At 74.1% G+C, this 25,244-nt stretch carries 26 protein-coding genes; 4 read left to right on the forward strand and 22 right to left on the reverse strand.

Annotation, left to right across the window (positions count from 1 at the left end):
* The first annotated feature begins 2 nt into the window (after positions 1-2).
* On the forward strand, positions 3-374 hold the full coding sequence (locus BLT72_RS19865) for a nuclear transport factor 2 family protein (protein WP_091415248.1): 372 nt from the start codon (positions 3-5) through the stop codon (positions 372-374).
* Here BLT72_RS19865 and purB read toward each other — a convergent pair.
* The 9 genes from purB to BLT72_RS19910 form a co-directional block, all read right to left on the reverse strand.
* Positions 371-1,804: an adenylosuccinate lyase gene (purB, locus tag BLT72_RS19870; protein ID WP_091415251.1), complete on the reverse strand. Its 1,434-nt coding sequence runs from the start codon at positions 1,802-1,804 to the stop codon at positions 371-373. The genes BLT72_RS19865 and purB overlap by 4 nt on opposite strands.
* A 2-nt stretch (positions 1,805-1,806) precedes the next feature.
* Positions 1,807-3,102, reverse strand: a complete 1,296-nt coding sequence (gene purD / locus BLT72_RS19875) for a phosphoribosylamine--glycine ligase (RefSeq protein WP_091415254.1) — start codon at positions 3,100-3,102, stop codon at positions 1,807-1,809.
* A gap of 11 nt (positions 3,103-3,113) precedes the next feature.
* The gene (locus BLT72_RS19880; RefSeq protein ID WP_091415259.1) at positions 3,114-4,154 is read right to left on the reverse strand and encodes a LacI family DNA-binding transcriptional regulator; all 1,041 of its coding nucleotides are present in this window, start codon (positions 4,152-4,154) and stop codon (positions 3,114-3,116) included.
* A 51-nt stretch (positions 4,155-4,205) separates the two neighbouring features.
* A complete protein-coding gene (locus BLT72_RS19885; protein WP_091415262.1) occupies positions 4,206-5,489 on the reverse strand; it encodes an adenylosuccinate synthase in 1,284 nt (427 codons plus the stop codon).
* Positions 5,490-5,623: 134 nt separating this feature from the next.
* Complete coding sequence (locus tag BLT72_RS19890; RefSeq protein ID WP_091415264.1) at positions 5,624-6,088, reverse strand: DUF3151 domain-containing protein; 465 nt, start codon at positions 6,086-6,088, stop codon at positions 5,624-5,626.
* Between the two features lie 51 nt (positions 6,089-6,139).
* Entirely contained in the window at positions 6,140-7,171 is a 1,032-nt protein-coding gene (locus tag BLT72_RS19895) for a magnesium transporter CorA family protein (protein WP_091415267.1), read from the reverse strand.
* 186 nt (positions 7,172-7,357) lie between these two features.
* On the reverse strand, positions 7,358-8,389 hold the full coding sequence (fbaA, locus tag BLT72_RS19900) for a class II fructose-bisphosphate aldolase (protein WP_091415269.1): 1,032 nt from the start codon (positions 8,387-8,389) through the stop codon (positions 7,358-7,360).
* 216 nt (positions 8,390-8,605) lie between these two features.
* Positions 8,606-9,196 (reverse strand): hypothetical protein, encoded by a 591-nt coding sequence (locus tag BLT72_RS19905; protein WP_091415271.1) that lies wholly within the window; start codon positions 9,194-9,196, stop codon positions 8,606-8,608.
* Between the two features lies 1 nt (position 9,197).
* Positions 9,198-9,971, reverse strand: a complete 774-nt coding sequence (locus tag BLT72_RS19910; protein ID WP_091415274.1) for a GntR family transcriptional regulator — start codon at positions 9,969-9,971, stop codon at positions 9,198-9,200.
* 71 nt (positions 9,972-10,042) lie between these two features.
* Here BLT72_RS19910 and BLT72_RS19915 point away from each other — a divergent pair, with 71 nt between their 5' ends.
* The gene (locus BLT72_RS19915; protein ID WP_231930188.1) at positions 10,043-11,137 is read left to right on the forward strand and encodes an SIS domain-containing protein; all 1,095 of its coding nucleotides are present in this window, start codon (positions 10,043-10,045) and stop codon (positions 11,135-11,137) included.
* Positions 11,138-11,155: 18 nt separating this feature from the next.
* Here the strand turns inward: BLT72_RS19915 and BLT72_RS19920 are convergent, their stop codons facing one another.
* The 3 genes from BLT72_RS19920 to BLT72_RS19930 all read right to left on the reverse strand — a co-directional run bounded on the left by BLT72_RS19920 (position 11,156) and on the right by BLT72_RS19930 (position 12,645).
* The gene (locus tag BLT72_RS19920; protein ID WP_091415276.1) at positions 11,156-11,722 is read right to left on the reverse strand and encodes a Clp protease N-terminal domain-containing protein; all 567 of its coding nucleotides are present in this window, start codon (positions 11,720-11,722) and stop codon (positions 11,156-11,158) included.
* Between the two features lie 15 nt (positions 11,723-11,737).
* On the reverse strand, positions 11,738-11,950 hold the full coding sequence (locus tag BLT72_RS19925; protein ID WP_091415279.1) for a helix-turn-helix domain-containing protein: 213 nt from the start codon (positions 11,948-11,950) through the stop codon (positions 11,738-11,740).
* Positions 11,951-12,015: 65 nt separating this feature from the next.
* Positions 12,016-12,645 (reverse strand): TrmH family RNA methyltransferase, encoded by a 630-nt coding sequence (locus tag BLT72_RS19930; RefSeq protein ID WP_231930692.1) that lies wholly within the window; start codon positions 12,643-12,645, stop codon positions 12,016-12,018.
* A 70-nt stretch (positions 12,646-12,715) separates the two neighbouring features.
* On the opposite strand from BLT72_RS19930, the gene BLT72_RS19935 reads away from it, so the two are divergent.
* Entirely contained in the window at positions 12,716-13,360 is a 645-nt protein-coding gene (locus BLT72_RS19935; RefSeq protein ID WP_091417969.1) for a DedA family protein, read from the forward strand.
* Positions 13,361-13,386: 26 nt separating this feature from the next.
* On the opposite strand, the gene BLT72_RS19940 is transcribed toward BLT72_RS19935, so the two are convergent.
* From BLT72_RS19940 to BLT72_RS19965, 6 genes are all read right to left on the reverse strand, one after another.
* Positions 13,387-14,334 carry an aldo/keto reductase gene (locus tag BLT72_RS19940; protein WP_231930190.1) on the reverse strand — a complete coding sequence of 316 codons (948 nt, stop codon included), beginning with the start codon at positions 14,332-14,334 and terminating at the stop codon, positions 13,387-13,389.
* 67 nt (positions 14,335-14,401) lie between these two features.
* Positions 14,402-15,211 (reverse strand): LemA family protein, encoded by an 810-nt coding sequence (locus tag BLT72_RS19945; RefSeq protein ID WP_091415288.1) that lies wholly within the window; start codon positions 15,209-15,211, stop codon positions 14,402-14,404.
* Between the two features lie 139 nt (positions 15,212-15,350).
* Positions 15,351-15,911 carry an orotate phosphoribosyltransferase gene (gene pyrE, locus BLT72_RS19950; RefSeq protein WP_091415291.1) on the reverse strand — a complete coding sequence of 187 codons (561 nt, stop codon included), beginning with the start codon at positions 15,909-15,911 and terminating at the stop codon, positions 15,351-15,353.
* Between the two features lie 35 nt (positions 15,912-15,946).
* On the reverse strand, positions 15,947-16,672 hold the full coding sequence (locus BLT72_RS19955) for a class E sortase (RefSeq protein WP_231930192.1): 726 nt from the start codon (positions 16,670-16,672) through the stop codon (positions 15,947-15,949).
* A gap of 69 nt (positions 16,673-16,741) precedes the next feature.
* Positions 16,742-17,170 (reverse strand): VOC family protein, encoded by a 429-nt coding sequence (locus tag BLT72_RS19960; protein ID WP_091415294.1) that lies wholly within the window; start codon positions 17,168-17,170, stop codon positions 16,742-16,744.
* Between the two features lie 30 nt (positions 17,171-17,200).
* Positions 17,201-18,673: an NAD-dependent succinate-semialdehyde dehydrogenase gene (locus tag BLT72_RS19965; RefSeq protein ID WP_091415296.1), complete on the reverse strand. Its 1,473-nt coding sequence runs from the start codon at positions 18,671-18,673 to the stop codon at positions 17,201-17,203.
* An 84-nt stretch (positions 18,674-18,757) separates the two neighbouring features.
* On the opposite strand from BLT72_RS19965, the gene BLT72_RS19970 reads away from it, so the two are divergent.
* A complete protein-coding gene (locus BLT72_RS19970; RefSeq protein WP_091415299.1) occupies positions 18,758-19,921 on the forward strand; it encodes a pyridoxal phosphate-dependent aminotransferase in 1,164 nt (387 codons plus the stop codon).
* Between the two features lies 1 nt (position 19,922).
* On the opposite strand, the gene BLT72_RS19975 is transcribed toward BLT72_RS19970, so the two are convergent.
* The 4 genes from BLT72_RS19975 to clpB form a co-directional block, all read right to left on the reverse strand.
* Positions 19,923-20,867, reverse strand: a complete 945-nt coding sequence (locus BLT72_RS19975; RefSeq protein WP_197677115.1) for a pyridoxal-phosphate dependent enzyme — start codon at positions 20,865-20,867, stop codon at positions 19,923-19,925.
* A 30-nt stretch (positions 20,868-20,897) separates the two neighbouring features.
* The gene (locus tag BLT72_RS19980) at positions 20,898-21,548 is read right to left on the reverse strand and encodes a hypothetical protein (RefSeq protein WP_091415303.1); all 651 of its coding nucleotides are present in this window, start codon (positions 21,546-21,548) and stop codon (positions 20,898-20,900) included.
* Between the two features lie 32 nt (positions 21,549-21,580).
* Positions 21,581-22,420 (reverse strand): spermidine synthase, encoded by an 840-nt coding sequence (locus BLT72_RS19985; protein ID WP_231930194.1) that lies wholly within the window; start codon positions 22,418-22,420, stop codon positions 21,581-21,583.
* 213 nt (positions 22,421-22,633) lie between these two features.
* A complete protein-coding gene (gene clpB, locus BLT72_RS19990; RefSeq protein WP_091415306.1) occupies positions 22,634-25,231 on the reverse strand; it encodes an ATP-dependent chaperone ClpB in 2,598 nt (865 codons plus the stop codon).
* Between the last annotated feature and the right edge of the window lie 13 nt (positions 25,232-25,244).

The raw sequence follows: 25,244 nt of genomic DNA on the forward strand, positions 1-25,244 counted from the left end.
GCATGAGCAACCGGGAGATCGCCGAGGCCTTCTCGGGCCACCGTTTCGCCGACGCCTACCCGCACCTGGCCCCGGACGTCCGCTGGGTGCTGGTGGGGGCCGAGGTGCTGCAGGGCGCCGACGCGGTCCGGCAGGCCTGCGACGGCACGACCGAGGCGCTGGTCGGCACGACCACCACGTTCGTCCGCAGCGTGACCGCCGACGGGGGCGACGTCGTCGCCGTGGACGTGGTCGGGCGCTACGACGCACCCGACGGCACGACCAGCCTCGTCTCGTCGTGCGACGTGTACGAGTTCCGCGACGGGGCGGTGGCCACCCTCACCTCCTACACCGTCGAGCTCGACGCCCTGCCCCCGACGGCGGACGACGGCTAGAGGACCAGGCCCGGGCTGTAGGCCGCGGCCTCCGGGTGCGCGGCCGCGATCGCGTCCACGCGCGCGGCCAGCGTGGCCACCTGCAGCCCCGCGGTCCCGGTGAGCTCCATCGGGTCGGCGAGGGCGGCGTCCAGCTCGGCCCGGCTGATGCCGCCCAGCCGCTCGTCGGCGGCCAGCCGGTCCAGCAGGTCGTTGGGCGCGCCGGACTCCCGCATGGCGAGCGCCACCGCGACGGCGTGCTCCTTGATCACCTCGTGCGCGGTCTCCCGGCCGACGCCGCTGCGGACGGCGGCCATCAGCACCTTGGTGGTGGCCAGGAACGGCAGGTAGCGCTGCAGCTCGGCCTCGATCACGGCCGGGAAGGCGCCGAAGTCGTCGAGCACCGAGAGGAACGTCTCGAACAGCCCGTCGAGGGCGAAGAAGGCGTCCGGCAGGGCCACCCGGCGGACGACGGAGTCGGACACGTCGCCCTCGTTCCACTGGTCGCCGGCCAGCTCGCCGACCATGCCGACGTAGCCCCGGACCACCACGGCGAGCCCGTTCACCCGCTCGCAGGAACGGGTGTTCATCTTGTGCGGCATCGCGCTGGAGCCGACCTGGCCCGGCCGGAAGCCCTCGGTGACCAGCTCGGCGCCGGCCATCAGCCGGATCGAGGTGGCCACGTTCGACGGGGCCGCGGCGACCTGGGCCAGCAGCGTCACCACCTCGTAGTCCAGGGAGCGCGGGTAGACCTGGCCGGTGCTGACCAGCACCTGGCCGAAGCCGAGGTGGGCGGCGATCCGCTCCTCCAGCTCGGCCAGCTTCTGCTGGTCGCCGCCGAGCAGGTCGAGCATGTCCTGGCCGGTGCCGACCGGGCCCTTGATCCCGCGCAGCGGGTACCGGGCGATCAGCTCCTCGAGCCGGGTGAAGGCGACCAGCAGCTCGTTCGTGGCGGTGGCGAACCGCTTGCCCAGCGTCGTCACCTGCGCGGCCACGTTGTGGGAGCGGCCGGCCATCGGACGGTCGCCGTACTCCGTCGCCAGCCGGGCCAGCCGCACCAGGGCCGCGACCACCCGGTCGCGGACGAGCCGCAGCGCGGTGAGGACCTGCAGCTGCTCGACGTTCTCGGTGAGGTCCCGGGAGGTCATCCCCTTGTGGATCTGCTCGGAGCCGGCGAGGGCGTTGAACTCCTCGATCCGGGCCTTGACGTCGTGCCGGGTCACCTTCTCGCGCTCGGCGATGGAGGCGAGGTCGACGTGCTCCAGCACCCGCTCGTAGGCGGCGACCTCGGCGTCCAGGTCACCGCCGCCGAGCTCGACGCCGAGGTCGCGCTGCGCCGCGAGCACGGCCAGCCACAGCCGCCGCTCGGCGACGATCTTGTCGGGCGCCGACCACACCGCGCGCATCTGCTCGGAGGCGTAGCGGCTGGCGAGCACGTTGGGGACGACCATGGTCAGACCTGCTTCTCCGCCGCGGCGGCGGCGATGTCGGTGCGGTAGAAGGAGCCCTCGAGCGTGCACGTGGCGATCCGGGCGTAGGCGCGCTCGCGGGCCTGCGCGAGGTCGTCGCCGGTGCCGACGACGGCGAGCACCCGGCCGCCGCTGCTGACCACGCGGCCCTCGGCGTCGACGGCGGTGCCGGCCTGCACGACGCTGCTGCCCCCGCTCCCTGAGCTCGTCGAAGGGCCCGGACCCGTCGTCGGGTCGTCGTCGAGGCCGCCGAGCGGGTCCCCGGTCCGCGGGGATCCCGGGTAGCCGGCGGCCGCCAGCACGACGGCGACGGCGGAGCCGGCGTCCCACTCCAGCTCGGGCTCGGCGTCCAGGGTCCCGACGGCGGCCGCGTGCAGCAGCCGGGCGAGCGGCGTCCGCAGCCGGGCCAGCAGCGGCTGGGTCTCCGGGTCTCCGAAGCGGGCGTTGAACTCGATCACCCGGACGCCGTCCCGGGTCAGCGCCAGGCCGGCGTAGAGCAGGCCGGCGAACGGCGTCCCCCGCCGGGCGAGCTCGTCGACGGTGGGCTGCAGCACGGTCCGGGTCACCTCGGCCACCAGGTCGGCCGGCGCCCAGGGCAGCGGGGTGTAGGCGCCCATGCCGCCGGTGTTGGGGCCGGTGTCGCCGTCGCCGACGCGCTTGAAGTCCTGCGCCGGCTGCATCGCCCGGACGGTGCGCCCGTCGGTGACCGCGAACAGGCTGACCTCGGGCCCGTCGAGGTACTCCTCGACGACCACCCGCCCGCAGGCTGCCGCGTGGGCCAGCGCCTCGTCGCGGTCGGAGGTGACGACGACGCCCTTGCCGGCGGCCAGCCCGTCGTCCTTGACGACGTAGGGCGGTCCGAAGGCGTCGAGCGCGGCGGCGGCCTCGTCCGGCGTCGTGCAGACGTGCGCCCGTGCGGTCGGCACCCCGGCGGCGGCCATCACCTCCTTGGCGAAGGCCTTGCTGCCCTCCAGCCGGGCGGCGTCGGCGGAGGGGCCGAAGCACGCGACGCCGGCCGCGCGGACGGCGTCGGCCACCCCGGCGACGAGGGGGGCTTCCGGCCCGACGACGACGAGGTCGACCCCCAGCCGGGTCGCGAGCGCGGCCACCGCGGCGCCGTCCAGGGCGTCGACGGCGTGGTTGGTGGCCACCGCCGCGGTGCCCGGGTTGCCCGGGGCCGCGTGCACGGTGCGGACCTGCGGGTCCCGCGCCAGCGCGAGGACGAGAGCGTGCTCGCGCCCGCCCGACCCGATCACCAGGACACTGCTCGGCTGCGCCACGGGGCGAGAGCCTACCGGGGCCGGCCGGCCGGGCCCCGCCGCTGACCGGGGGCGGCGACCGACCCCCGTTCCCGCACCGGGCAGCCGAAGAGCAGCTGCCGGACCTCCTCGGTGCCGGTGCCGAGCTGCTCGAGGAGCAGGCTGACCGCCTGCTCGGCCATCGCCCCGTCGGGGCGGTGGACCGTCGTCATCGGCGGGTCCAGCCGCGAGGTCAGCCGCTCGCCGTCCTCCAGGCTGACCAGCGACAGCTCCGCCGGCACCCCGAGGCCCAGCTCCGCGGCGACCAGGGCCGCACCGACGGCCAGCCGCTCGTGGGTGCACACCACGGCGGTGGGCCGGTCCGGCCCGGACAGCATCGCCCGGGCCCCGCGGGCGCCCTCGTCGATGTTGCGGCCGGCGACGCAGGGCTGCGGCGGCACCCCGCCGGCCGCGGTCACCGCCTGCTGGACGCCGGACACCCGCAGCTGGGTCTGCAGCGCGTCCGGGTCGCCCACCAGCAGCCCGATCCGGCGGTGCCCCTGCCGCAGCAGCACCTCTGCCGCCCGCCGCCCGGCCTGGACCTCGTCCGGGCTGACACCGCTCACCCGCCGGTCGGGGTCCAGGCAGTTCAGCAGCACCGTCGGCGTGCTGGTCAGCACCTCCGCCGGGCGGTAGTGCGCCATCGCCGGGGACACGACCAGGAAGCCGTCGACCTGACGGTCCCGCAGGGTGTCGAGCTGGCGCCGCTCGACGTCGGCGTCGCCGTCGGTGTCCATCACCAGCAGCAGGTAGCTGTGCTCACCGGCCTTGCGCAGCGCCCGGTGCAGCATCGTCTGCGAGAAGCCGACGGCGCCCGGCCAGGTGAGGACACCCAGCGTGCGGGTCCGCCGGCTGCGCAGGCTGAGCGCGACCGCGTTGGGCGTGTAGTCGAGCTGCTGGGCCGCGGCCCGGACCGCCCGCTGCTTCTCCGGGCTGAGGTTGCCGGCGCCGCGGCCGTTGAGGACCAGCGAGACCGAGCTGCGCGAGACCCCGGCCAGGTCGGCGACGTCCTGTGCGGTTGCCTTGCGCGCCATGTCTCCCTCCGGACACCGGGTCGGTGGTGGTGCCCCGCGCGGGGCGGGACCTCACAGCAGATCGTGGACCAGGATGGACTGCTCGCGCGAGGGTCCGACCCCGATGCCGGAGATCCGGGCACCGCACAGCTCCTCGAGCCGGTTGACGTAGGCCTGGGTGTTCTTCGGCAGGTCGTCGAAGGAGCGGCAGCCGCTGATGTCCTCGTCCCAGCCGTCCAGCTCCTCGTAGACGGGCACGGCGTGGTGGAAGTCCGACTGCGACATCGGCATCGTGTCGTGCCGGACGCCGTTGACCTCGTAGCCGACGCAGACGGGGATGCGCTCCCAGCCGGTGAGGATGTCCAGCTTGGTCAAGAAGATGTCGGTGAAGGCGTTCGCCCGCGCGGCCGCCTGGACGACGACGGCGTCGAACCAGCCGCACCGCCGCGGCCGGCCGGTGGTGGTGCCGAACTCCGCACCGTCCTGCCGCAGCTTCTCCCCGTCCGCGTCGAGCAGCTCGGTGGGCATCGGGCCCTCCCCCACCCGGGTGGTGTAGGCCTTGGCGATGCCGATCACCCGGTTGATCCGGGTGGGACCGACGCCGGAGCCGACGCACGCTCCGGCGGCCACCGGGTTGGAGGACGTGACGTAGGGGTAGGTCCCGTGGTCGACGTCGAGGTGGTGCGCCTGGGCGCCCTCGAACAGCACGACCTCGTCGCGGTCGAGCGCGTCGTTGAGCACCTTGGAGGTGTCGACGATGTGCGGCGTGATCCGTGCGGCGTGGGACATCAGGTGGTCCGCGACCTGGGCCGGGTCCAGCGCGCGCCGGTTGTAGACCTTCACGAGCAGGTGGTTCTTCTGCTCGAGCGCCGCCTCGACCTTCTGCCGCAGGATGGAGTCGTCGAGCAGGTCCTGCACCCGGATGCCGATCCGGTTGACCTTGTCGGAGTAGGCGGGGCCGACGCCGCGGCCGGTGGTGCCGATCTTGTTCTTGCCCAGGAAGCGCTCGGTCACCTTGTCGATCACCTGGTGGTAGCTGGTGATCAGGTGCGCGTTGGCCGACACCAGGACGCCCTCGGCGTCGACGCCGCGGGCGGCCAGGCCGTCCATCTCCTCGAACAGCACGTCGAGGTCGACGACGACGCCGTTCCCGATGACCGGTACGCACTTCGGGTTGAGGATGCCGGAGGGGAGCAGGTGCAGCGCGTAGCGCTCCCCGTTCACCACCAGCGTGTGGCCGGCGTTGTTGCCCCCGGAGTACCGGACGCAGTAGTCCACCCGGTCACCCAGCTGGTCCGTCGCCTTGCCCTTGCCCTCGTCGCCCCACTGGGCTCCCACCACAACGATGCCCGGCATGTGATCGCCGCCTTTCCGCTCGTCCCGCACGGGGACGAAAAGCGTGAAGCCCCCGGGCGATCGCCGCGGGGACTCTTGCGACCAAACCCTACCGAAGTCCGGCCCGGCTGTCGCCCCGGCGCGACCGGGAGGGCTCAGCGGCGCAGGCCGGCCGACGCGGCCTCGAGGTGGCTGAACCCGGCCTCGGAGGAGTCCCGCAGGAACTGGGCGCACCGCTCGTGCTCGGGGGTCTCGCCGATCCGCTCGGCGGCCAGCGCCAGCGCCCAGAGCGCCCGCAGGAAGCCCTGGTTGGGCACGTGCTCCCAGGGCACCGGACCCGCGCCCTTCCAGCCGGCCCGGCGGAGCGCGTCGAGGCCGCGGTGGTAGCCGGTGCGGGCGTAGGCGTAGGCCCCCAGGTCGGCCTCGAGCGTGCCGACCGTCAGCGCGGCCTCGGCCAGCAGCGCCCAGCACAGGGTCGAGTCGGGGTGCGCGGCGACGGTCGCGAGGAAGTGCTCGCGGCCCCGGTCGGCGAGGTCGGCCGTGGCCGGGTCCTCCGGCAGGAGGGTCGGCGCGGGGCCGGCGCCGGAGCCGGCGAGCAGGTTGCGGTGGGTCTCGGTCATCGGCTCAACCTAGCCGCCCCGGCCGGACCCGGGCCGGGCGCGCCTCCGGCACTAGATCCAGTCGCGCCGGCGGAAGCCCGCGTAGAGCACGACGGCGGCGACCACCATGAGCGCCAGCACCACCCAGAACCCCGCCACCGTGCCGTCGAGCGGGAAGGCGACGTTCATCCCCGCGAACCCGGTGATCAAGGTCGGCACGGCGATGATCCCCGCCCAGGCGGTCAGCTTCTTCATGATCGTGTTCATCCGCACGTCGGCCAGGGCGAGGCTGGTGTCGAAGACCGACGCCATCACCTCGCGCAGGGCGTCCGCGGCGGCCGCGACCCGCGTGTGCTGCTCGGCGATCATGCCCCAACGGCGGACGACCCGGGTGCTCTTGGCGCCCTTGGTCCCCTTGGGCGCCGGCGGCGGGTTGTCGAGCAGGTCCGTCATCACCGCGCGCATCGGCTCGGTCACCCGGCGCAGCTGGCTGAGCGCCGAACGCAGCCGGAACGCGTCGAGCTGCTCGGAACGGTCCAGCGGGCGCTCCTCGAAGAGCACCTCGGAGAGGGCGTCGGCGGCGTCCTCCAGCCACTGCACGGCGCTCTCGTAGGTGTTGATCACCGCGGTGATCAACAGCTGCAGGCCGACCTCCACGCCCCCCTCGGCGAGCAGTTCCGCCTTCTGCAGCAGGAGTCTGGCCGGCTGGAAGCCGTCGACGTCGCCCACCAGGCAGATCAGCACCCGGTCGGTGGCGATGATCGAGATCGGGTGCACGGTGAGGGCGCAGGCGACCGGGTCGTGGGTGACCAGGTTGGTGACCACGAGCCGGGCCGTGCCGAGCGCCTCGAACTTGGCGCGCCGGTCGGTGGCCAGCAGGTCGCGGACGGCCAGGTCGTCCAGGTCGAGGGCGTGCGCGACGTCGCGCAGCTCGGCCGCGCCGTAGTCCGGGTCGCGCGGCAGCACCCACCAGGCGGAGGCGTCGGTGTGCAGCTGCAGCACGTCGCTGAGGTCCTCGCCGGTGAGGTCCTCGGCGACGACGGTGCCCTTGGCCCACACCCGGCTGAGGGGGACCGGACCGGAGAGGGCGGTGGTACTGCTCACCGTCTGAGCGTAGTGCCCTGAGGCCGCAGTTCCCCGGCGCCAGGAGGGTCCAGGTGCGTGCCCGGGCGGGGCCCACCACCGTCGAGGACCCTCAGCCTCGGGGCCGGGACCCGCGACGGCGCCGGACCGCTGTCCGGCGCCGTCGGTCGTGCAGGCGTGCGCGCGCCGCGGGGGCGCGCCGGGTGATCAGGCCTGGGAGCTCAGCGAGGTGCCGGTGCTGCGCAGGTCCTCGCAGGCGGTGATGACGCGCTGCGCCATCCCGGCCTCGGCGGCCTTGCCCCAGGCGCGCGGGTCGTAGGCCTTCTTGTTGCCCACCTCGCCGTCGACCTTGAGGACGCCGTCGTAGTTGAGGAACATGTGGGCCGCGGCGGGCCGGGTGAACGCGTACTGCGTGTCGGTGTCGATGTTCATCTTGATCACGCCGTAGTCCACCGCCGCCCGGATCTCCTCCAGCGTGGAGCCGGAGCCGCCGTGGAAGACGAGGTCGAAGGGGTTCGCCTTGCCGATCTTGGCGCCGACCTGCTCCTGGATGTCCTTGAGGACCTCCGGGCGCAGCTTCACCGAGCCCGGCTTGTAGACGCCGTGCACGTTGCCGAAGGTCAGCGCGGTGATGTAGCGGCCGTGCTCGCCGGTGCCGAGCACCTCGATCGTCCGCATGCCGTCCTCGACGGTCGTGTACAGCTTGTCGTTGATCTCGTGGCTGACGCCGTCCTCCTCGCCGCCGACGACGCCCACCTCGATCTCGAGGATGATGCGGGCCTTGGCGGCCTTCTCCAGCAGCTCGTGGGCGATGGAGAGGTTCTCCTCGACCGGCACGGCCGAGCCGTCCCACATGTGGGACTGGAAGAGCGGGTTCTCGCCGCGGTCGACGCGCTCCTGGGAGATGGCGATCAGCGGGCGGACGTAGCCGTCCAGCTTGTCCTTGGGGCAGTGGTCGGTGTGCAGCGCGATGTTGACCGGGTAGTTCTTGGCCACCTCGTGGGCGTAGGCGGCGAGGGCGACGGCGCCGGTGACCTGGTTCTTGATCGTCGGGCCGGACGCGTACTCCGCGCCACCGGTCGAGACCTGGATGATGCCGTCGGAGCCGGCCTCCGCGAAGCCCTGCAGGCACGCGTTGAGGGTCTGCGACGAGCTGACGTTGATGGCCGGGTAGGCGAAGGAGCCCTTCTTGGCCGCGTCGATCATCTCGGCGTAGACCTCAGGAGTGGCGATGGGCATGCAGGTGCGTCCTTTCGTACGGTACGGGCCGGCGCGAGCGCGCGGCACGTCGGGAGGGCGTCCACGGAGGCCGCCCGCCCCAGTCTGTCAGGGGTGCACCGGGGCAGGGAAGCGGAGGCCTGCGGCGGACGGCCGCAGGCCCCTGTCCTCGTGCGTGCGTGCGGTCGGACGGCCCGGCGACGGGCGACGGGCGACGGGCGACGGGCGACGCGCGCCCTACACGTCGAGGGCGCTCAGGTCGACGCCGTGCCGGCCGCCGGAGTAGGCCCGGGCCGTGCTGTCCAGGGTGGCGGGGTGCACGTCGAACTGGTCCAGCGGCACCGCGGCGGGCGGGCCGGAGGCCCGCCGGACCTCGAAGGCGACGCCCCGTCCGCGGTGGCGGACCATGGCCAGGCCGGTGACGTCGGCCCACGGGGTGAATGTCCGGGCCACCTGGATGCCGGGCCGGCCGACCCGGACGGCGGTGCCGTGGCCGACCCGTCCCAGCGCCCGGCGAGCCCGCAGCCACGCCACCAGGTAGCCGAGGAGCCAGGCCAGCGAGATCCCCAGGATGACGGCGTAGACGCGGAGGAAGCCCGATCCCTGGCGCTGCTCGCCGCCGAAGAAGTAGAGCAGGGCCAAGATGGCGGCGGTGATCCCCAGGCTGACGACGCGGCTCCACATCCCGCGCTTGCGCCGGCGCGCCCGCTCCCGCAGCTGGCGGTCGTCGAAGGGGACGAGCAGCTCGTCGATCCGGTCGTCCCCGTCCCGGTCGTCGGGGTGCTGGCCGTCGGGGCGCGGGGCGGCCGAGTGGTGGGTGGCGGTCACGTCAGTTCTCCCGGGCCCCGCGCGGGGTGATGGCCATGTGGATGCGGTAGCGGTCGGCGCGGTACCAGGAGGTGGAGAGCTCGATCACCCGGTCGCCGGCGTAGGTGACGCGCTCCTGCACCAGCAGGGGGGCCCGCTTGGCGATGCCGAGGATGCGCGCCTGCGAGGCGTCCGCGGCCTCGGCGCGGACGGTCTGCTCGCCGCTGGTCACCACGACCCCGTACTCGCTGGCGAAGACGTCGTAGAGCGAACCGAGCTCGCGCTGCAGCAGGCCCGGGAACAGGGCCGACGGGTAGTGGCCGACCTCGTAGGCCATCGGGGTGCCGTCGGCGGTGCGCAGCCGCTCGACCCGGACGACGGGCCGGCCCGGCCGGATCCGCAGCGCGTAGGCCACCTCGTCGTCGGCGGCCTCCTCGCTGGCGGCGAGCACGACGGTGGCCGGCAGCAGCCCCCGGTCGCGCATCTCCCGCGAGAACGAGGTCAGGTGCAGCCGCGAGTCCACCTGGGGGCCCGTGACGTAGGTGCCCTTGCCGTGCACCCGCTCCAGCGCGCCGGTGTCGACGAGGTCGGCGATCGCCTGCCGGACGGTGACCCGGCTGACCCCCAGCCGCACGACCAGCGCGCGCTCGGAGGGGATGGCGTCGCCCGGGTTGAGCTCGGTGTCGATCAGCTGCTCGAGGATGCCGCGGACCTGGGCGCGCTTGGTGGTGGCGGCGACGAGGGGCCGTTCGAGCCGGTAGGGCCCGACCTCGCCGCGCCCGAACTCGTGCTGCAATGCTGCTCCTAGCCGCGGGTGCTCCTGCGCCGATAGTAGACCAGTCCCATACCAGCACGAGGAGTGACGGAGTGCCGATCGACCCCGGGACCGAGGCCGCGGACGGCGCCCCCTCCCCCACCGGCGGGGCGGGCAGCCAGATGGCCCGCGAGATCGCCGAGCAGCCGGAGGCGCTCGCGCGGACGCTGGCCGAGCTGCTGCCGCTGCGACCGGAGATCGCCGCGCTGGCCCGGACGAAGCGCCGGCTGCTGCTGGTGGCCCGCGGCTCCAGCGACAACGCCGCCATCTACGCGCGCTACCTCGCCGAGGTGCACGCCGGGGTGGCCGGGGCCCTGGCCGCGCCGTCGGTGGCCACCCTGTACGCGGCCCAGCTGGACCTCTCGGACACCCTCACCGTCTGCGTGAGCCAGTCGGGCTCCACCCAGGAGATCGTCGAGACGCTGGAGTGGGCGAAGCGCTGCGGCGCCGCGACCCTGGCCGTCACGAACGTCGCCGGGTCGCCGCTGGCCGCCGGGGCCGACATCGCCCTCATCACCCAGGCCGGGCCCGAGCTGGCGGTGCCGGCCACGAAGACCTACACGACGCAGGTCGCCGCCCTCGCGGTGGCCGTCGACGCCCTGGCCCCCCGGCGTGGCTCGCTGGACGCCGCCTTCGACGCCGTCCCGGCCGCGGCCGCGGCGATGCTGGAGCCCGGGCCGGCCCTCGACGCCATGGTGGAGACCCTCGCGGGCACCCAGGAGGTGCTGGCCAGCGGTCGCGGCCTCGCCTTCGGGACCACCTTGGAGGTGGCGTTGAAGCTGGAGGAGACCTGCCTGCGGCCGGTCCGCGGGCTGTCGTACGCCGACCTCAAGCACGGCCCGATCGCCGTCGTCGACCAGCACCTGGTGACCGTGCTGGTCGCCGGGCCCAGCGGCCCGACGCTGCCGGGACTGGTGGACCTGGCCGCGACGGTGCGCGCGGCCGGCAGCCCGGTCCTGGGCCTCGGCGGGGACGAGGCCTTCCGCGCCGCCTGCGACCTCGCCGTCGCCGGACCGGACCTGCCGGAGCTGCTGGCGCCGCTGGCCCTGCCGATCCCGGCCCAGCTGCTCACCGAGCGGCTGGCCCGCCGGCTGGGGCTGGACCCGGACGCCCCGCGCGGGCTGCGCAAGGTCACCCAGACCGACTGACGCCCCGCCGGCTGCCCGTCAGGCCGCGTCGGCCAGCCGGGCCAGCACGCGCCGCCTGAGGGCCGCGCGGTCCTCGGTGACGCCGAGCCGGCGGAGCACCCGCAGCGCGGTCCCCTCCTCGGTCGCGAGCAGGCCCAGGAAGACGTGCTCGGTGCCGAGGTGGCGGTGACCCTCGGCGAGGGCCTCCCGCAGCGACAGCTCGAGGGAGCTCTTGGCCTCGCGGTTGAACGGGATGTGCCCGGCGCCCCCGCGGCGGCCGAACAGGCCGGGGCGCTGCCGGCGGCGCCGGTCCAGCGCACCGGGACCGAAGGTCTGCTCGGCCCGACGACGGACGGCGTCCAGGTCGACGCCCAGGGCGCCGAGGGCGGCGGCGTCGTCGGCGTCGAAGACCTCCTCCGTCGCGGCGACGCCCTCCCCGGGCACCACGCCGAGGTCGGCCAGCACGCGGGCGGGGATGCCGTCGGCGTCGTCCAGCACCCCGGCCAGCAGGTCGGCGGCCCCGATCTCGGCGTGCCCGGCCTGCCGGGCGTGGGCCTGGGCGCCGATCACGGCGGCGCGGGCGGCGGTGGTGAAGCGTTCGAACATGGGTCCTCGATCCGGTCAGGTGTGCGGGGCGTGCTTCTTGTGCACGGCCTGCTTCGACACCCCGAGCGCGGCGGCGATGTCGGCCCAGGACCACCCGGCGGTGCGCGCGCTGGCCACCTGGAGGTCCTCGAGCTGCTCGACGAGGCGGCGGAGGGCGGCGACGGCGCGGAGGCCGACGGCGGGGTCGGGGCTGGTGGTGCCGTCGACGGTGTCGGAAGCGGAAGCCATGTCGTCACCCTAAGTTGACGATGATGCGCCTGTCAACACAAGTTGACGGAGCGTGGAGCGGGCGGTCAGCCCTGGTCGGCCCAGCGCAGGGCCCACGTGTACATGGCGATGGCGGCGGCCGCGCCGGCGTTGATCGAGCGCGTCGAGCCGTACTGGCTGATCCCCACCAGGGAGTCGCAGGCCGCGACCATCTCCGGCGTCAGCCCCGGACCCTCCGAGCCGAAGACGAGGCAGGCCCGCTCCGGGAGCTCGGTCTGCTCCAGCGGCACCGCGCCGGGCAGGTTGTCGACGCCGACGGCGGTGTAGCCGTGCGCGTCCAGCCAGCCGACGAGGTCGGCGACGTCGGGGTGGTGCTCGACGTGCAGGTAGCGGTCGGTGACCATCGCGCCGCGGCGGTTCCAGCGGCGTCGGCCGACGATGTGCACGCCGGCCACGTTGAAGGCGTTGGCCGTGCGGACCATCGAGCCGATGTTGAAGTCGTGCTCCCAGTTCTGGATGGCGACCCGCAAGGGGTGCCGTCGCCCGTCGAGGTCGGCGACGACGGCGTCGAGCCGCCAGTAGCGGTAGCGGTCCACGACGTTGCGGTGGTCACCGGCGGCGAGCAGCTCGGGGTCCAGCCGCGGGTCGTCCGGCCAGGGCTGGGGGTGCGGCCCGACGCCGGGGCCGGCGGTCGCCGCCACCTCGTCCTCGTTCAGGTAACTCACAGCGATCGACGGTACCGTTCCGCCGGTGAACCTCCTGGTCGACGCCGTGCACCTGACGCCGATGCTGCTCCCCTCCTGGTTCGACCCCGAGGTCATCATCGACACCCTGGGGCCCTACGCGCTGTGGGGCGTGGCCTTCATCATCTTCGCCGAGTGCGGGCTGTTCGCCATCCTGCCCGGGGACTCGCTGCTCTTCACCGTCGGGCTGCTGACCGCGCGCGGCACGATCGACCACTCGATCGTGTTCGTCTGCGCCGTCCTCACGGTGGCGGCCGTGATGGGCAACGTCGTCGGCTACGGGCTGGGACGGCTGGTGGGCCCGCCGCTCTTCCGGGAGCGCACCGGCCTGATGGGGCAGATCTTCAAGCCGTCCTACGTGGAGAAGACGCGCGTCTTCCTGGACCGCTACGGCAGCCGCGCGCTGATCCTCGCGCGCTTCGTGCCCATCGTGCGCACCTTCGTGACGCTGGTCGCCGGGGTGAGCCGGATGAGCTTCCGGCACTTCATCACCTACACCGCCATCGGCGGGGTGCTGTGGGCCGTCGGCGTCACCATGCTCGGCTACTACCTGGGCAACATCGGCTTCATCAAGAACAACATCGACGCGGTGCTCATCCTGATCGTCGCCGTGTCCCTGATCCCCATGGCGATCGAGTTCCTGCTCGCCCGCCGCCGGAACCGGATCGCGAAGGCCACGGCGGCCTGAGCCCCACCCTGCGGGCGTGAGCAGGGCTAGACCGTGAGGTCCCGCAGCTCGTCCAGGTCGTCCTCGGACGGCTCCCAGAGGCCGGCCTCCACGTTGCCCAGCACCTGCTCGACGGAGGTGGCGCCGGCGATCACCGAGCCCACCGTCGGCATCGCCGCCAGGCCGCCCAGGGCGACCTGCAGCAGGGTGACGCCGCGCTGGTCGGCGAACTGCCCGAGGGCCTCGATGAGGTCGAAGTCGGCAGCGGCGAGCCGGTCCGGCAGACCGGCGAGCCGCGTCCCGGCCGGCGCGTCCTGGCCGCGGCGGTACTTGCCCGTGAGCAGCCCGGAGGCCAGCGGGAAGTAGGGCAGCAGGCTCTGGCCGGTGTGCTGCAGGGCCGGCACCAGCTCGGTCTCGATCCCCCGGCTCAGCCACGAGTACTCGTTCTGGGCGGACACGAAGGCCTCGAGGTTGCCGGTGTGCGCGGTCCAGTCCGCGTCGACGACCTGCCAGCCGGCGAAGTTCGACGAGCCGATGTAGCGGACCTTGCCCTCCGCGACCAGCTCGCTGAGCGCGGCCAGCGTCTCCTCGACCGGGGTCCGGGGGTCCGGCGTGTGCATCTGGTAGAGGTCGATCCAGTCGGTGCCCAGGCGGCGCAGGCTGTTCTCGACGGCCAGCCGGATGTAGCGGCGCGAGCCCCGGACGCCCCAGTCGGGTCCGTTGGCGCCGCCCATGTCGGCGCCGAACTTGGTCGCCAGCACCACCTCCTCGCGGCGGCCCTGCAGGGCCTGCCCGAGCAGCGTCTCCGAGCCCCCGCGGTTGCCGTAGACGTCGGCGGTGTCGAACAGCGTGATCCCGGCGTCGATGGCCGCGTGCACCACGGCGGGCACGTCCTCGTCGGCCATCCGGGCGCCGAAGTTGTTGCAGCCGATCCCGACGGTGGAGACCGTCAGACCGGAGTGGCCGAGCTGGCGGTAGGTCATCTCTGCGGGCATGGCGCGCGGTTCCCCTTCACGTGGACGGCGGACCGGTCCCGGCCCCCGGCCACGCTACCCACCGGCCCTACGGCTGCTGCTGGCCGCCCGGCTGCGGCGGGGTGTAGCCGCCGGTCTGCGGCGGGGTGTAGCCGCCCTGCGGCGGCTGCTGGTAGGAGGCCGGCGGCTGGCTGTACTGCTGCTGCGGCTCGGGCAGCGCGTCGTCGCGGTCGAAGGAGACCGGCGGCGCCGACTGCTGCGGGGGCAGCTGGCCCTGCGCCTGGCCGGGCTCGTCGCCGCGGTAGGCGATCTCACCGAAGCTGACGCCGGGCGCCTGCCGGACCGACGGGTCGTCGACCTCGAAGTAGGTGGCCTTCTCGAACTTGAACATCCCGGCGATGACGTTGGACGGCACCGACTCGACCTTGGTGTTGTAGACCCGCACGTTCGCGTTGTAGAAGCGGCGGCCGGCGGCGATCCGGTCCTCGGTCTCGGCCAGCTGGCGCTGCAGCTCGAGGAAGTTCTGGTTGCTCTTCAGGTCGGGGTACGCCTCGACGCTGACGATCAGGTTGCGGACGGCGCCGGACAGGGCCTGCTCGGCGTCGGAGCGCTGCTGGCTGGGCAGCGAGCCGTCGGCCTGCGCGATGGACTGGGCCTGGCCGCGCAGGCGGGTGACGTCCTCGAGGGTGTTGCGCTCGTGCGCGGCGTAGGCGCGGACGGTCTCGACGAGGTTGGGGATCAGCTCGTAGCGGCGGTTCAGCTCGACGTCGATCTGCCGCCAGGACTCCTGGATGAGGTTCCGCGACTTCACGAAGCCGTTGTAGGACCCCATGGCGATCAGGGCGATGATGACGACGATCACCACGATGACGATGATGACGGTGATGGCGGTGCCCATCAGGCCTCCTCAGGGGTCGGGACCGGGCACGACGCCCGCGGCCGGGACGGCCGGACCCGGCTCACAGTAGTGCCTGGGCCGGTCCACCCGGGGTTGCCGGGGCGGCCGCACCCGGGGGGCGTGGGGACCCGCTCCCGCGTCAGGCCAGACCGAGGTCGGCGGCCGAGAGCGCGGCGCGGTACGGCAGGCCGACGGCCTCGATCGCCTCGCGGGCGCCGGTGTCCCGGTCGACGACGACGGCGACGCCGACGACGTCCGCACCCGCCTCGCGGAGCGCCTCGACCGCGGTGAGCACGGAGCCGCCGGTGGTGCTGGTGTCCTCGACGGCGAGCACCCGCCGACCCTCGACCGGGGAGCCCTCGATCCGGCGCTGCAGGCCGTGCGCCTTGCCCTGCTTGCGGACGACGAAGGCGTCGAGCACCCCGCCGGTCGCCGCGGTGGCGTGCAGCATGGCGACGGCCACCGGGTCGGCGCCCAGGGTCAGCCCGCCGACGGCCTCGAAGTCCCAGTCGGCGACGAGGTCGAGCATCACGCGGCCGATCAGCGGCGCCGTCGTCCCGTCGAGGGTGACGCGGCGCATGTCGACGTAGTAGTCGGCGGTGCGGCCGGAGGCCAGGGTGACCTCACCGTGCACGACGGCCAGCTCCCGGACCTGCTCGACGAGGCGGGCACGGTCGGTGGCGAGGGGGTTCTCCGGCATGACCGGGGAGCCTAGCCGAGCACCGCGGAGCGGCCCTAGCCCTGCTTGTTGCGGGTGCTCTGCAGGTGCCCGAACCCGACGCTCCGGTCCGCCGAGCGGAACAGGTCCTGGCAGGTGGTGAGCGTGATCAGGGCCCGGGTGGGCTCGCGCTCCGGCTCTCCCGGGACGGGGTCCAGCACCCAGGTCGCGGTGTCGTCCACGGTGAGGCTCCGCGGTGCCTCGTCGAGCACGTAGGTGTAGACGGCGGTGCGGGTCTCGACCACCACCTCGTCGCCGGGCTCGAGCTCCAGCAGCCGGCTGAAGGGCTGGCCGTGGGTCACCCGGTGCCCGGCCAGCGCGTAGTTGCCGATCTCCCCCGCCGCGGCCGTGCCCGGGTAGTGCCCGACACCGCGGCCGAGGGTGTCGAGGTCGGTGCCCTCGAGCACGGGGATCTCGTAGTCGGCGCCGAAGGCCGGGATCCGCAGCAGGGCCGTGGCGTCCCCGGGCAGCGCGTCCGGCCGCGGGCTGGCCGACGGGTCGGCCGGTGCCGGCGGGGTCTGCTCCCACTGCTGCCGCAGGTCCTGCCGGCCGGAGTCGAAGGCCCGCTCCGAGACGACGTTCGTGCCGAGGTACTGGTAGCCGACCCAGCCCAGGCAGCTGAGCCCGCCCAGCAGCAGCACCAGGCCGACGACGGAGAGCGCGGACGGCCGCCGTCGCCGTCGGGGCAGCGCCCGTCGTGGCGGCGTGTCGAGGTCGGTGCTCGCGCCGGGGGAGTCGCTCACCGGGTCATCCTGTCACCGCCGCGGCCGGGGCGCGGCGCCCTCGGTCGGGACGCGCTGGCCGGCGCGAGGTCAGGACGCGCTGGCCGCCGCGGGGGCGTAGAGCTCCAGCGCGATGCCGTCGGGGTCGCGGAACTCCAGGATGTGGCCGGCCCCGATGTCCTTGATGCCCGCGTGCACGATCCCGGCGGCGTCGAGGGTGTCGACGGCGGTCACGAGGTCCGAGCGCGAGTCGACGGCGAAGGACACGTGGTCGAGGCCGGTCCGGTCCTCGCTGAAGCGGTCGTCGCTGACCGGGCGCAGGCCCAGGAGCGAGTCACCGAGCGCGTAGATCACGCCGCCGTAGAGGAAGCCGAGCTGCTCCCGGGTGGCCTCGTCCGCGTCGGCCGGGACCTCGAAGGCGACCGGCAGCCCGAACACCTCGTCGTAGAACGCGCGCGAGCGGGCGATGTCGGTGACGGTCAGGCGGACGTGGGCGAAGGCCCGGGTCGGGATCGGCATGCCTCGATCATGCCCGCGCGGTCCCAGCGCTCAGCGGTAGGGGTCCGGGGTCAGCGTGTACTTGGTCGACAGGTACTCGTGGATGCCCTCGAGGCCGCCCTCGCGCCCGATGCCCGACTGCTTCACCCCGCCGAACGGCGCCCCGGCGTTGGAGATGACGCCGACGTTGAGACCCATCATCCCGGTCTCCAGCCGGTCGACCAGCCGCTGGCCGCGGTCGGCGTCGCGGGTGTAGGCGTAGCTCACGAGGCCGTACTCGGTGTCGTTGGCCAGGGCGACCGCCTCGTCCTCGTCACCGAAGGTGGAGACCGACAGCACGGGGCCGAAGATCTCCTGGCGCAGGATGTCGCTGCCCGGCCGCACGCCGGTGACGACGGTCCCGGCGTAGAAGGTGCCCGGGCGCTCGACCCGGTGGCCACCGGTGAGCACCTCGGCGCCGCGGTCGACGGCGTCCCCGACCAGCTGCTCGGCCTTGCGGACGGCGCGCTCGTCGATCAGCGGGCCGATCCGGACGCCCTCCTCGGTGCCCCGGCCGACGGGGAAGCCCTCGACCTCGGCGGTCACCCGGGCCGCGAACTCCTCGGCGACCCGCTCGTGCACCAGGAAGCGGTTGGCCGCCGTGCAGGCCTGGCCGACGTTGCGGAACTTGGCCAGCATCGCGCCGGCCACCGCGGCGTCGAGGTCGGCGTCCTCGAAGACGAGGAACGGCGCGTTGCCGCCCAGCTCCATCGAGGTCCGGAGCACGCCGTCGGCGGCCTGTTTGAGCAGCTGCTTGCCCACCGGCGTGGAGCCGGTGAAGCTGAGCTTGCGGAGCCGGGGGTCGGCGATCACCGGCCCGGACACGTCGCCGGCGGTGGAGGTCGTGACCACGTTGACGACGCCGTCGGGAACGCCGGCCTCGCCCAGCAGCTCGGCGAGGAACAGCGTGGTCAGCGGCGTCAGCTCGGCCGGCTTGACCACGGCGGTGCAGCCGGCGGCCAGCGCGGGGGCGATCTTGCGGGTGGCCATGGCCAGCGGGAAGTTCCAGGGCGTGATCAGGTAGCACGGCCCCACCGGGTGCTGGCTGACCAGCATCCGACCGGTGCCCTCCGGGTTGGTGCCGTAGCGGCCGGTGATCCGCACGGCCTCCTCGGAGAACCAGCGCAGAAACTCCCCGCCGTAGGTCACCTCCGCCTGCGACTCGGCCAGCGGCTTGCCCATCTCCAGCGTCATCAGCAGGGCGACCTCGTCGCGGCGCTGCTGCAGCAGGTCGAACGCGCGCCGCAGGACCTCCCCGCGGACCCGCGGCGCCGTCCGCGCCCAGCCGGGGCCGGCCTCGACGGCCGCGTCCAGCGCGGCGGCGCCGTCGGCCACCCCGCCGTCGGCGATCGTCCGGATCACCGCCCCGGTCGCCGGGTCGTGCACGTCGAGCGTCTTCCCGGACGCGGCGGGCCGCCAGCGGCCGCCGACCAGCAGCCCGTCCGGCACCGCGTCGAGCACCGCCTGCTCCGAGGCCTGTGACACCGTCTGCTCCCCTCGTCGTCGGACCCCGCCGAGCCTAGACCCGCGCCTCGGAGGGCGCTGGTCGCCGCGGCTAGGGTGCTGGGCATGGCCTCAGCGTGGAAAGCCGAGCGGGTGCGGTCGGCGAGCACCACGATCTTCGCCGAGATGTCGGCCCTGGCGGTCGCGACCGGCTCGGTCAACCTCGGCCAGGGCTTCCCCGACACCGACGGTCCGGACTGGATGCTCGCCACGGCCGAGGAGGCCATCGCGAGCGGGGTCAACCAGTACCCGCCCGGCCGGGGCATCGCGCCGCTCCGCGAGGCCGTCGTCGCGCACAGCCAGCGGCACCACGGCCTCAGCTACGACGCGGCGACCGAGGTGGTCATCACCACGGGCGCCACCGAGGCGCTGGCCGCCGCCATGCTGGCCTTCGTCGACCCCGGTGACGAGGTGGTGGCGCTGGAGCCGTTCTACGACTCCTACGCCGCCTCCATCGAGCTCGCGGGCGGCACCCGGGTGGGGGTCGGGCTGTTCGGGCCGGACTTCCGGCTGGACCACGCCGAGCTGGCCGCCGCCTTCACCGACCGGACCAAGGTGCTGCTGGTCAACTCCCCGCACAACCCGACCGGCACGGTGCTCGGCCGCGAGGACCTCGCCGAGATCGCCCGGCTCGCCGTCGCCCACGACGTGCTGGTGGTCTGCGACGAGGTCTACGAGCACCTCGTCTTCGACGACGCCGAGCACGTCCCGCTGGCCACCTTCCCCGGGATGCGCGAGCGGACGCTGCGGATCTCCTCCTCGGGCAAGACCTTCTCGGCGACCGGCTGGAAGATCGGCTGGGCGCTGGGGCCGGCGGAGCTGGTCACCGAGCTGACGGCGGTCAAGCAGTTCCTCACCTACGTCTCGGGCGCCCCGTTCCAGCCCGCGATCGCCCGTGCCCTCGACGAGGGCGACGCCTGGGTCGAGGAGAACCGCCGGAGCCTGCAGGGCAAGCGGGACCGGCTGGCCGCCGGCCTGCGCGGCATCGGCCTCGACCCGGTGGTCCCGCAGGGCACCTACTTCATGACCACCGACGTCCGTCCGCTCGGCTACGACGACGGCGTCGCCTTCTGCCGCGACCTGCCGCACCGGGTGGGCGTGGTGGCCATCCCGCACCAGGTGTTCTACGACGACGTCGAGGCCGGCCGGCCCTACGTCCGCTGGGCGTTCTGCAAGGCCGACGCCGTCCTCGACGAGGCCGTCCGGCGGCTGGGGCGGCTCCGCGGCTGACTCAGCCGACCAGCCGGGCGGCGTCGGGGTGCCCGAAGAGGCCCGGCAGGCCGCCGGAGTGCAGGAACACCACCCGCTCCCCCGGCCGGACGTCGCGGTCGCGGACGGCCGCCACCAGCCCGGCGAGCGCGCGCCCGGTGTAGGTCGGGTCGAGGACCAGGCCCTCCGTGCGGGCCGCCAGCCGGACGGCGTCGACGACGGGCCGGGTCAGGGCCGGGTAGCCGTCGCCGACCTGGTCGAGGCGCAACCGCAGCGGTCCCGCGTCGACGCCCATCCCGGCCAGCAGGCCGCCCACCGTCCCTGCGGGGTCGTCGACCGCGCCGGTGTGCACCGCCAGCACCCGCTCCGCGCCGAGGCCGGCGACCAGGCCGGCCGTCGTGCCCCCGGAGCCGAGCGCCACCACGAGGTGGTCCGGTCGCGGACCCTGCTCCTCGATCTCCGCGGCGGCGTCGACGTAGGCCTGGGCGGCGCTCGGGCTGGACCCGCCGAAGGGGACGACGTGGGGCCGGCGCCCCTGCGCGGACAGCCGCCCGGCCTCGGTGTGGACGGCCGCGACGAGGCCGTCGGCGCCCACCTCGCCCGCCCAGACGACGGCGGCGCCCAGCAGCCGGTCGAGCAGCAGGTTGCCCCGGTCGCCGTCCGGGGCGTCACCCTCCAGCACCAGGGTGGCCCCGAGGCCGAGCCGCGCCGCCGCGGCCGCGGTCAGCCGGGCGTGGTTGCTCTGCGGCGCGCCGCTGGTGACCAGGACGTCGGCGCCCGCGGCGAGGGCCTCCGCGCAGGTCCGCTCGAGCTTGCGGATCTTGTTGCCGCCGCCCGCCGGGCCGGCGAGGTCGTCCCGCTTCACCCAGAGGTCGTCAGCCGCCAGGCCGAGGGCCACGGCCAGCCGCGGCGCGGGCTCGAGCGGGGTGGGCCAGGTCGCGAGCGGGATCCGGGTGGGGAGCGGCACCGCGTCAGTCTGGCAGCGGGCACCCGGCGGTCAGCCGATCGGGTGACCGTCCCGCCCGTCGGCCCGCCACCGGTACCAGGCGGTCGCGGCGGGGGTCCACAGGACGAGGCACGCGACGGCGATGTACCAGGCGGCGCTGAACCACCACAGCAGGTCGTCCCGCAGCCACCAGGCGGCCCAGGCCAGCACCACCAGGCCGACGGCGCTGTGCGCCAGCCGGGTCCACGGCCGGCGCGACAGGACGAGGAAACCCGTGACCAGCGAGGCCAGCGGGAAGAGGTAGAGCGGCACCGCGAGGCCGTCGAGCATCCGGGCGTCGAAGCGGTTGAGGATGTGGAACACCGCGCCGTTGTCGTTGACCTCCGCGAACGCGCCGGTGCCGACGGTCGCGGTCACCCAGAGCAGGCTGAGCCCGCAGATCCACTGCAGCGACCCGAGGACGGCCAGCGTGCAGCCGAGCGCGATGACGGCGGGCCGCTGGGGAGGGCCCACCGGCCCGGCGGAGACCGGCCCCGGCAGGGGCGGAGGCGGGACCGGCGCCTGGCCGGCTCGCGGGTACCCCGGGAACGCCTGGCCGCCGGGGAGCGCGGGCGGTGCGGAGGGCGTCGGGTGGCCCGTCCACCCGGGCGCCTCGAAGTGGGGCGCCCCCTGCGGCGGCGGCGCGTACCCGGGACCGGACATGGGCTCCAGCCTAGGTCGTGCGGCGCGGCTGCTCAGCCGAACAGCAGGTCGGCGGGCGGTGCCGGGGACGGCGCGCCGTCGGTCGCGGTGAACGGGGCCGCCCCGCCCACCAGCTGGGTGAGCCGGGCGCCCTGCAGCACCCGGTAGGGGTAGGGGGCGCTGCCGGCGCGGCGCGCGATCTCCTCGACGGGGAGGGCCGCGGCCGCCGCCGCGATGACGACGTTCCCGAAGCGCCGGCCCTTGAGCGTCGACGGCTCGGCGCTGAAGACGACGTGGTCGAAGGTCGCCAGCACCCCGGCCAGGACCCGCCGGGCGTAGTCGAAGGGTCCGCGGTCGGTCACGTTCATCACCAGCGTGCCGCCGGGACGGAGCACCCGGCGCACGTCGGCGAGGAACTCCGCCGTCGTGAGCTCGGCGGGCACCCGGGAGCCGTCGAAGGCGTCGAGGATGACCAGGTCGGCGTAGTCGTCGCGGAGGGCCGCCAGGCCGGTGAGCCCGTCCGCCGCCCGGACCTTGATACCGCTCTGCCGGGGCAGCGGCAGGTGGCTGCGGACGAGCTCGGTCAGCTCGGCGTCCGGCTCGAGCACCACCTGCGCGGAGCGGGGTCGGGTGTGGGCGAGGTACCGCGGCAGGGTGAGCGCGGCCCCGCCGACGTGGACGACCCCGAGCCGTTCCCCCGCCGGGGCCACGGAGTCGACGACGTCGACGATCCGCTGCACGTAGTCGAACTCCAGCCGCGTCGGGTCGTCGAGGTCGACGTAGGACTGGTCCGTCCGGCCCACGCGCAACGTGAAGGCGTGGGGCGCGGTCGGGTCGGGCACCAGCACCGTCTCGCGCTCGCCGGTGCGCAGCACCAGGTCCCCGGCCCTCACGGGTGCCGGACCTGCGGTGCGCGCGGGTCGACGCGCCCGGCGGGCGTCGTCGTGCTGGTCACCAGCGTTCCTCTCCTCCGCTCGGCCGGCTCCGGAGGGGTGGGCCGACGCGGCTCGGGCCACCCTAGCCGGGCCGGTCCGGGCGCCCGGCGCACCCGCGGCAGGACGACGACAGCCCCGGACGGGGACGTCCGGGGCGGTCGGGGTCGACGGTCAGACGGTGAGCGGTTCGGGCTGGACGATCGTCAGCCCGTCGCTGGTGGCGTCCACGTCGAAGGTGATGGTGTCCCCCTCGAGCACCTCGCCGGCCAGCACCTTGCGCGCCAGCTGGTCCTCGATCGTGGTCTGGACCAGCCGCCGGAGCGGCCGGGCGCCGTAGACCGGGTCGAAGCCGGTCAGGGCCAGCCAGTCCTTCGCCGCCTGGGTGGCCACGACGGTGATCCGGCGCTCCCCGAGCCGGGCGTTGAGCCGGCCCAGGTTGATGTCGACGATCTTGGCCAGCTCCTCGGTGCCGAGGGCGTCGAAGAGGACGATCTCGTCCAGCCGGTTGAGGAACTCGGGCTTGAACGCGCCCCGCACGACCCCCATCACCGCGTCGCGCTTCATCTTCTCGTCCAGGCTCGCGTTGGCCAGGAACTGCGAGCCGAGGTTCGACGTGAGGATCATGATCACGTTGCGGAAGTCGACCGTGCGGCCCTGGCCGTCGGTCAGCCGGCCGTCGTCGAGCACCTGGAGCAGGATGTCGAAGACCTCACCGTGCGCCTTCTCCACCTCGTCCAGCAGCACGACCGAGTAGGGGCGGCGGCGGACGGCCTCGGTCAGCTGGCCGCCCTCCTCGTAGCCGACGTAGCCGGGAGGGGCACCGACGAGCCGGGACACCGAGTGCTTCTCGGAGTACTCGCTCATGTCGATGCGGATCATCGCGTGCTCGTCGTCGAAGAGGAACTCGGCGAGCGACTTGGCCAGCTCGGTCTTGCCCACCCCGGTCGGGCCGAGGAACAGGAAGGAGCCCGTCGGACGGTTCGGGTCGGAGATGCCGGCCCGCGAGCGCCGGACGGCGTCGGAGACCGCGCGGACCGCCGGGCGCTGCCCGATCAGCCGCGTGCCCAGCCGGTCCTCCATGGTCAGCAGCTTCTCGGTCTCGCCCTGCAGCAGCCGGCCGGTCGGGATGCCGGTCCAGTTGGCGACCACCTCGGCGATGTCCTGCGGGCCGACCTCCTCGCTGACCATGGGCGGCAGCGCGCTCTCGGCCACGGAGGCCGTGGCGAGCTCCTTCTCGAGGGCCGGGATCTCGCCGTAGCTGATCTCGCTGGCCCTCACCAGGTCGCCCTCGCGCAGGAAGCGGTCGGCCTGGCTCCGCAGCTCGTCGATCTGCTTCTTGAGGTCGCCGACGCGGTTGAGGCCCTGCTTCTCGGCCTCCCAGCGCGCCTCCAGCCCGCGCAGCTCCTCCTGGGTGTTCGCGAGCTCCTCGTCCAGGCGGTTCAGGCGGTCGCGGCTGCCGGCGTCGGACTCCTTCTCGAGGGCGAAGCGCTGCATCTGCATCCGCTCGACGCTGCGCCGCAGCACGTCGATCTCCTCGGGCGAGGAGTCGATCTCCATCCGCAGCCGGGAGGCCGCCTCGTCGACGAGGTCGATCGCCTTGTCGGGGAGCTGGCGGGACGGGATGTACCGGTTGGACAGGCTGGCGGCGGCCACCAGGGCGCCGTCGGTGATGGCCACCTTGTGGTGGGCCTCGTAGCGCTCCCGCAGTCCGCGGAGGATCGCGATGGTGTCCTCGACGCTCGGCTCGCCCACGTAGACCTGCTGGAAGCGGCGCTCCAGGGCGGGGTCCTTCTCGATCCGCTCCCGGTACTCGTCGAGCGTCGTGGCGCCGATCATCCGCAGCTCGCCGCGGGCCAGCATCGGCTTGAGCATGTTGCCGGCGTCCATCGAGGAGTCACCGGACGCCCCGGCCCCGACGACGGTGTGCAGCTCGTCGATGAAGGTGATGACCTGCCCCTCGGCGTCGCGGATCTCGGTCAGCACGGCCTTGAGCCGCTCCTCGAACTCACCGCGGTACTTGGCGCCCGCGACCATCGACGGCAGGTCGAGCGAGACCAGCCGGCGGCCCTTGAGCGAGTCGGGGACGTCGCCCGCGACGAGCCGCTGGGCCAGGCCCTCGACGACGGCGGTCTTGCCGACGCCGGGCTCGCCGATCAGGACCGGGTTGTTCTTGGTGCGCCGGGCGAGCACCTGCACGACGCGGCGGATCTCGGTGTCCCGGCCGATTACCGGGTCGAGCCTGCCCTCGCGGGCCTGTGCGGTCAGGTCGACGCCGTACTGGTCGAGCGCCGAGGAGGTGCCCTCGGACTCGGCGCTGGTCACCCGCTTGCTGCCCCGCGCCTCGTTGAAGGCGGCGGTCAGCGAGCGCGGGTCCACCTTGAGGTCCAGCAGGGGCTTCTTGACGTCGGAGTCGACGGCGGCGAGGGAGATCATCAGGTGCTCGGTGGCGACGAACTGGTCGCCGAGCTGCTGGGCACGGTTCTCCGCGTCGGCCAGCACGCGGGCGAAGGCGCCCGAGAGCTGCGGCTGGGCGACGGAGGACCCGCTCGCCTTCGGCAGCTTGGCGATGGCGCCCTGCGCGGCGGCGTCGACGACGGCCGGGTCCGCGCCGACGGCGCTGATCAGCGGCGCGACGGTGTTGCCGGGCACCAGCAGCAGCGCGTGCAGCAGGTGCGAGGGCTCGACGTTGGGGTTGCCCGTGGTGAGGGCGTTCCGCAACGCCGTGGAGACGGCGTCACGGCTCTTGGTGGTGAGCTTGTTCGTGTCCATGTGCGGGGTCCTT

This window comes from Friedmanniella luteola, from assembly GCF_900105065.1.
In the GTDB taxonomy this organism is placed as follows: Bacteria; Actinomycetota; Actinomycetes; order Propionibacteriales; family Propionibacteriaceae; genus Microlunatus; species Microlunatus luteolus.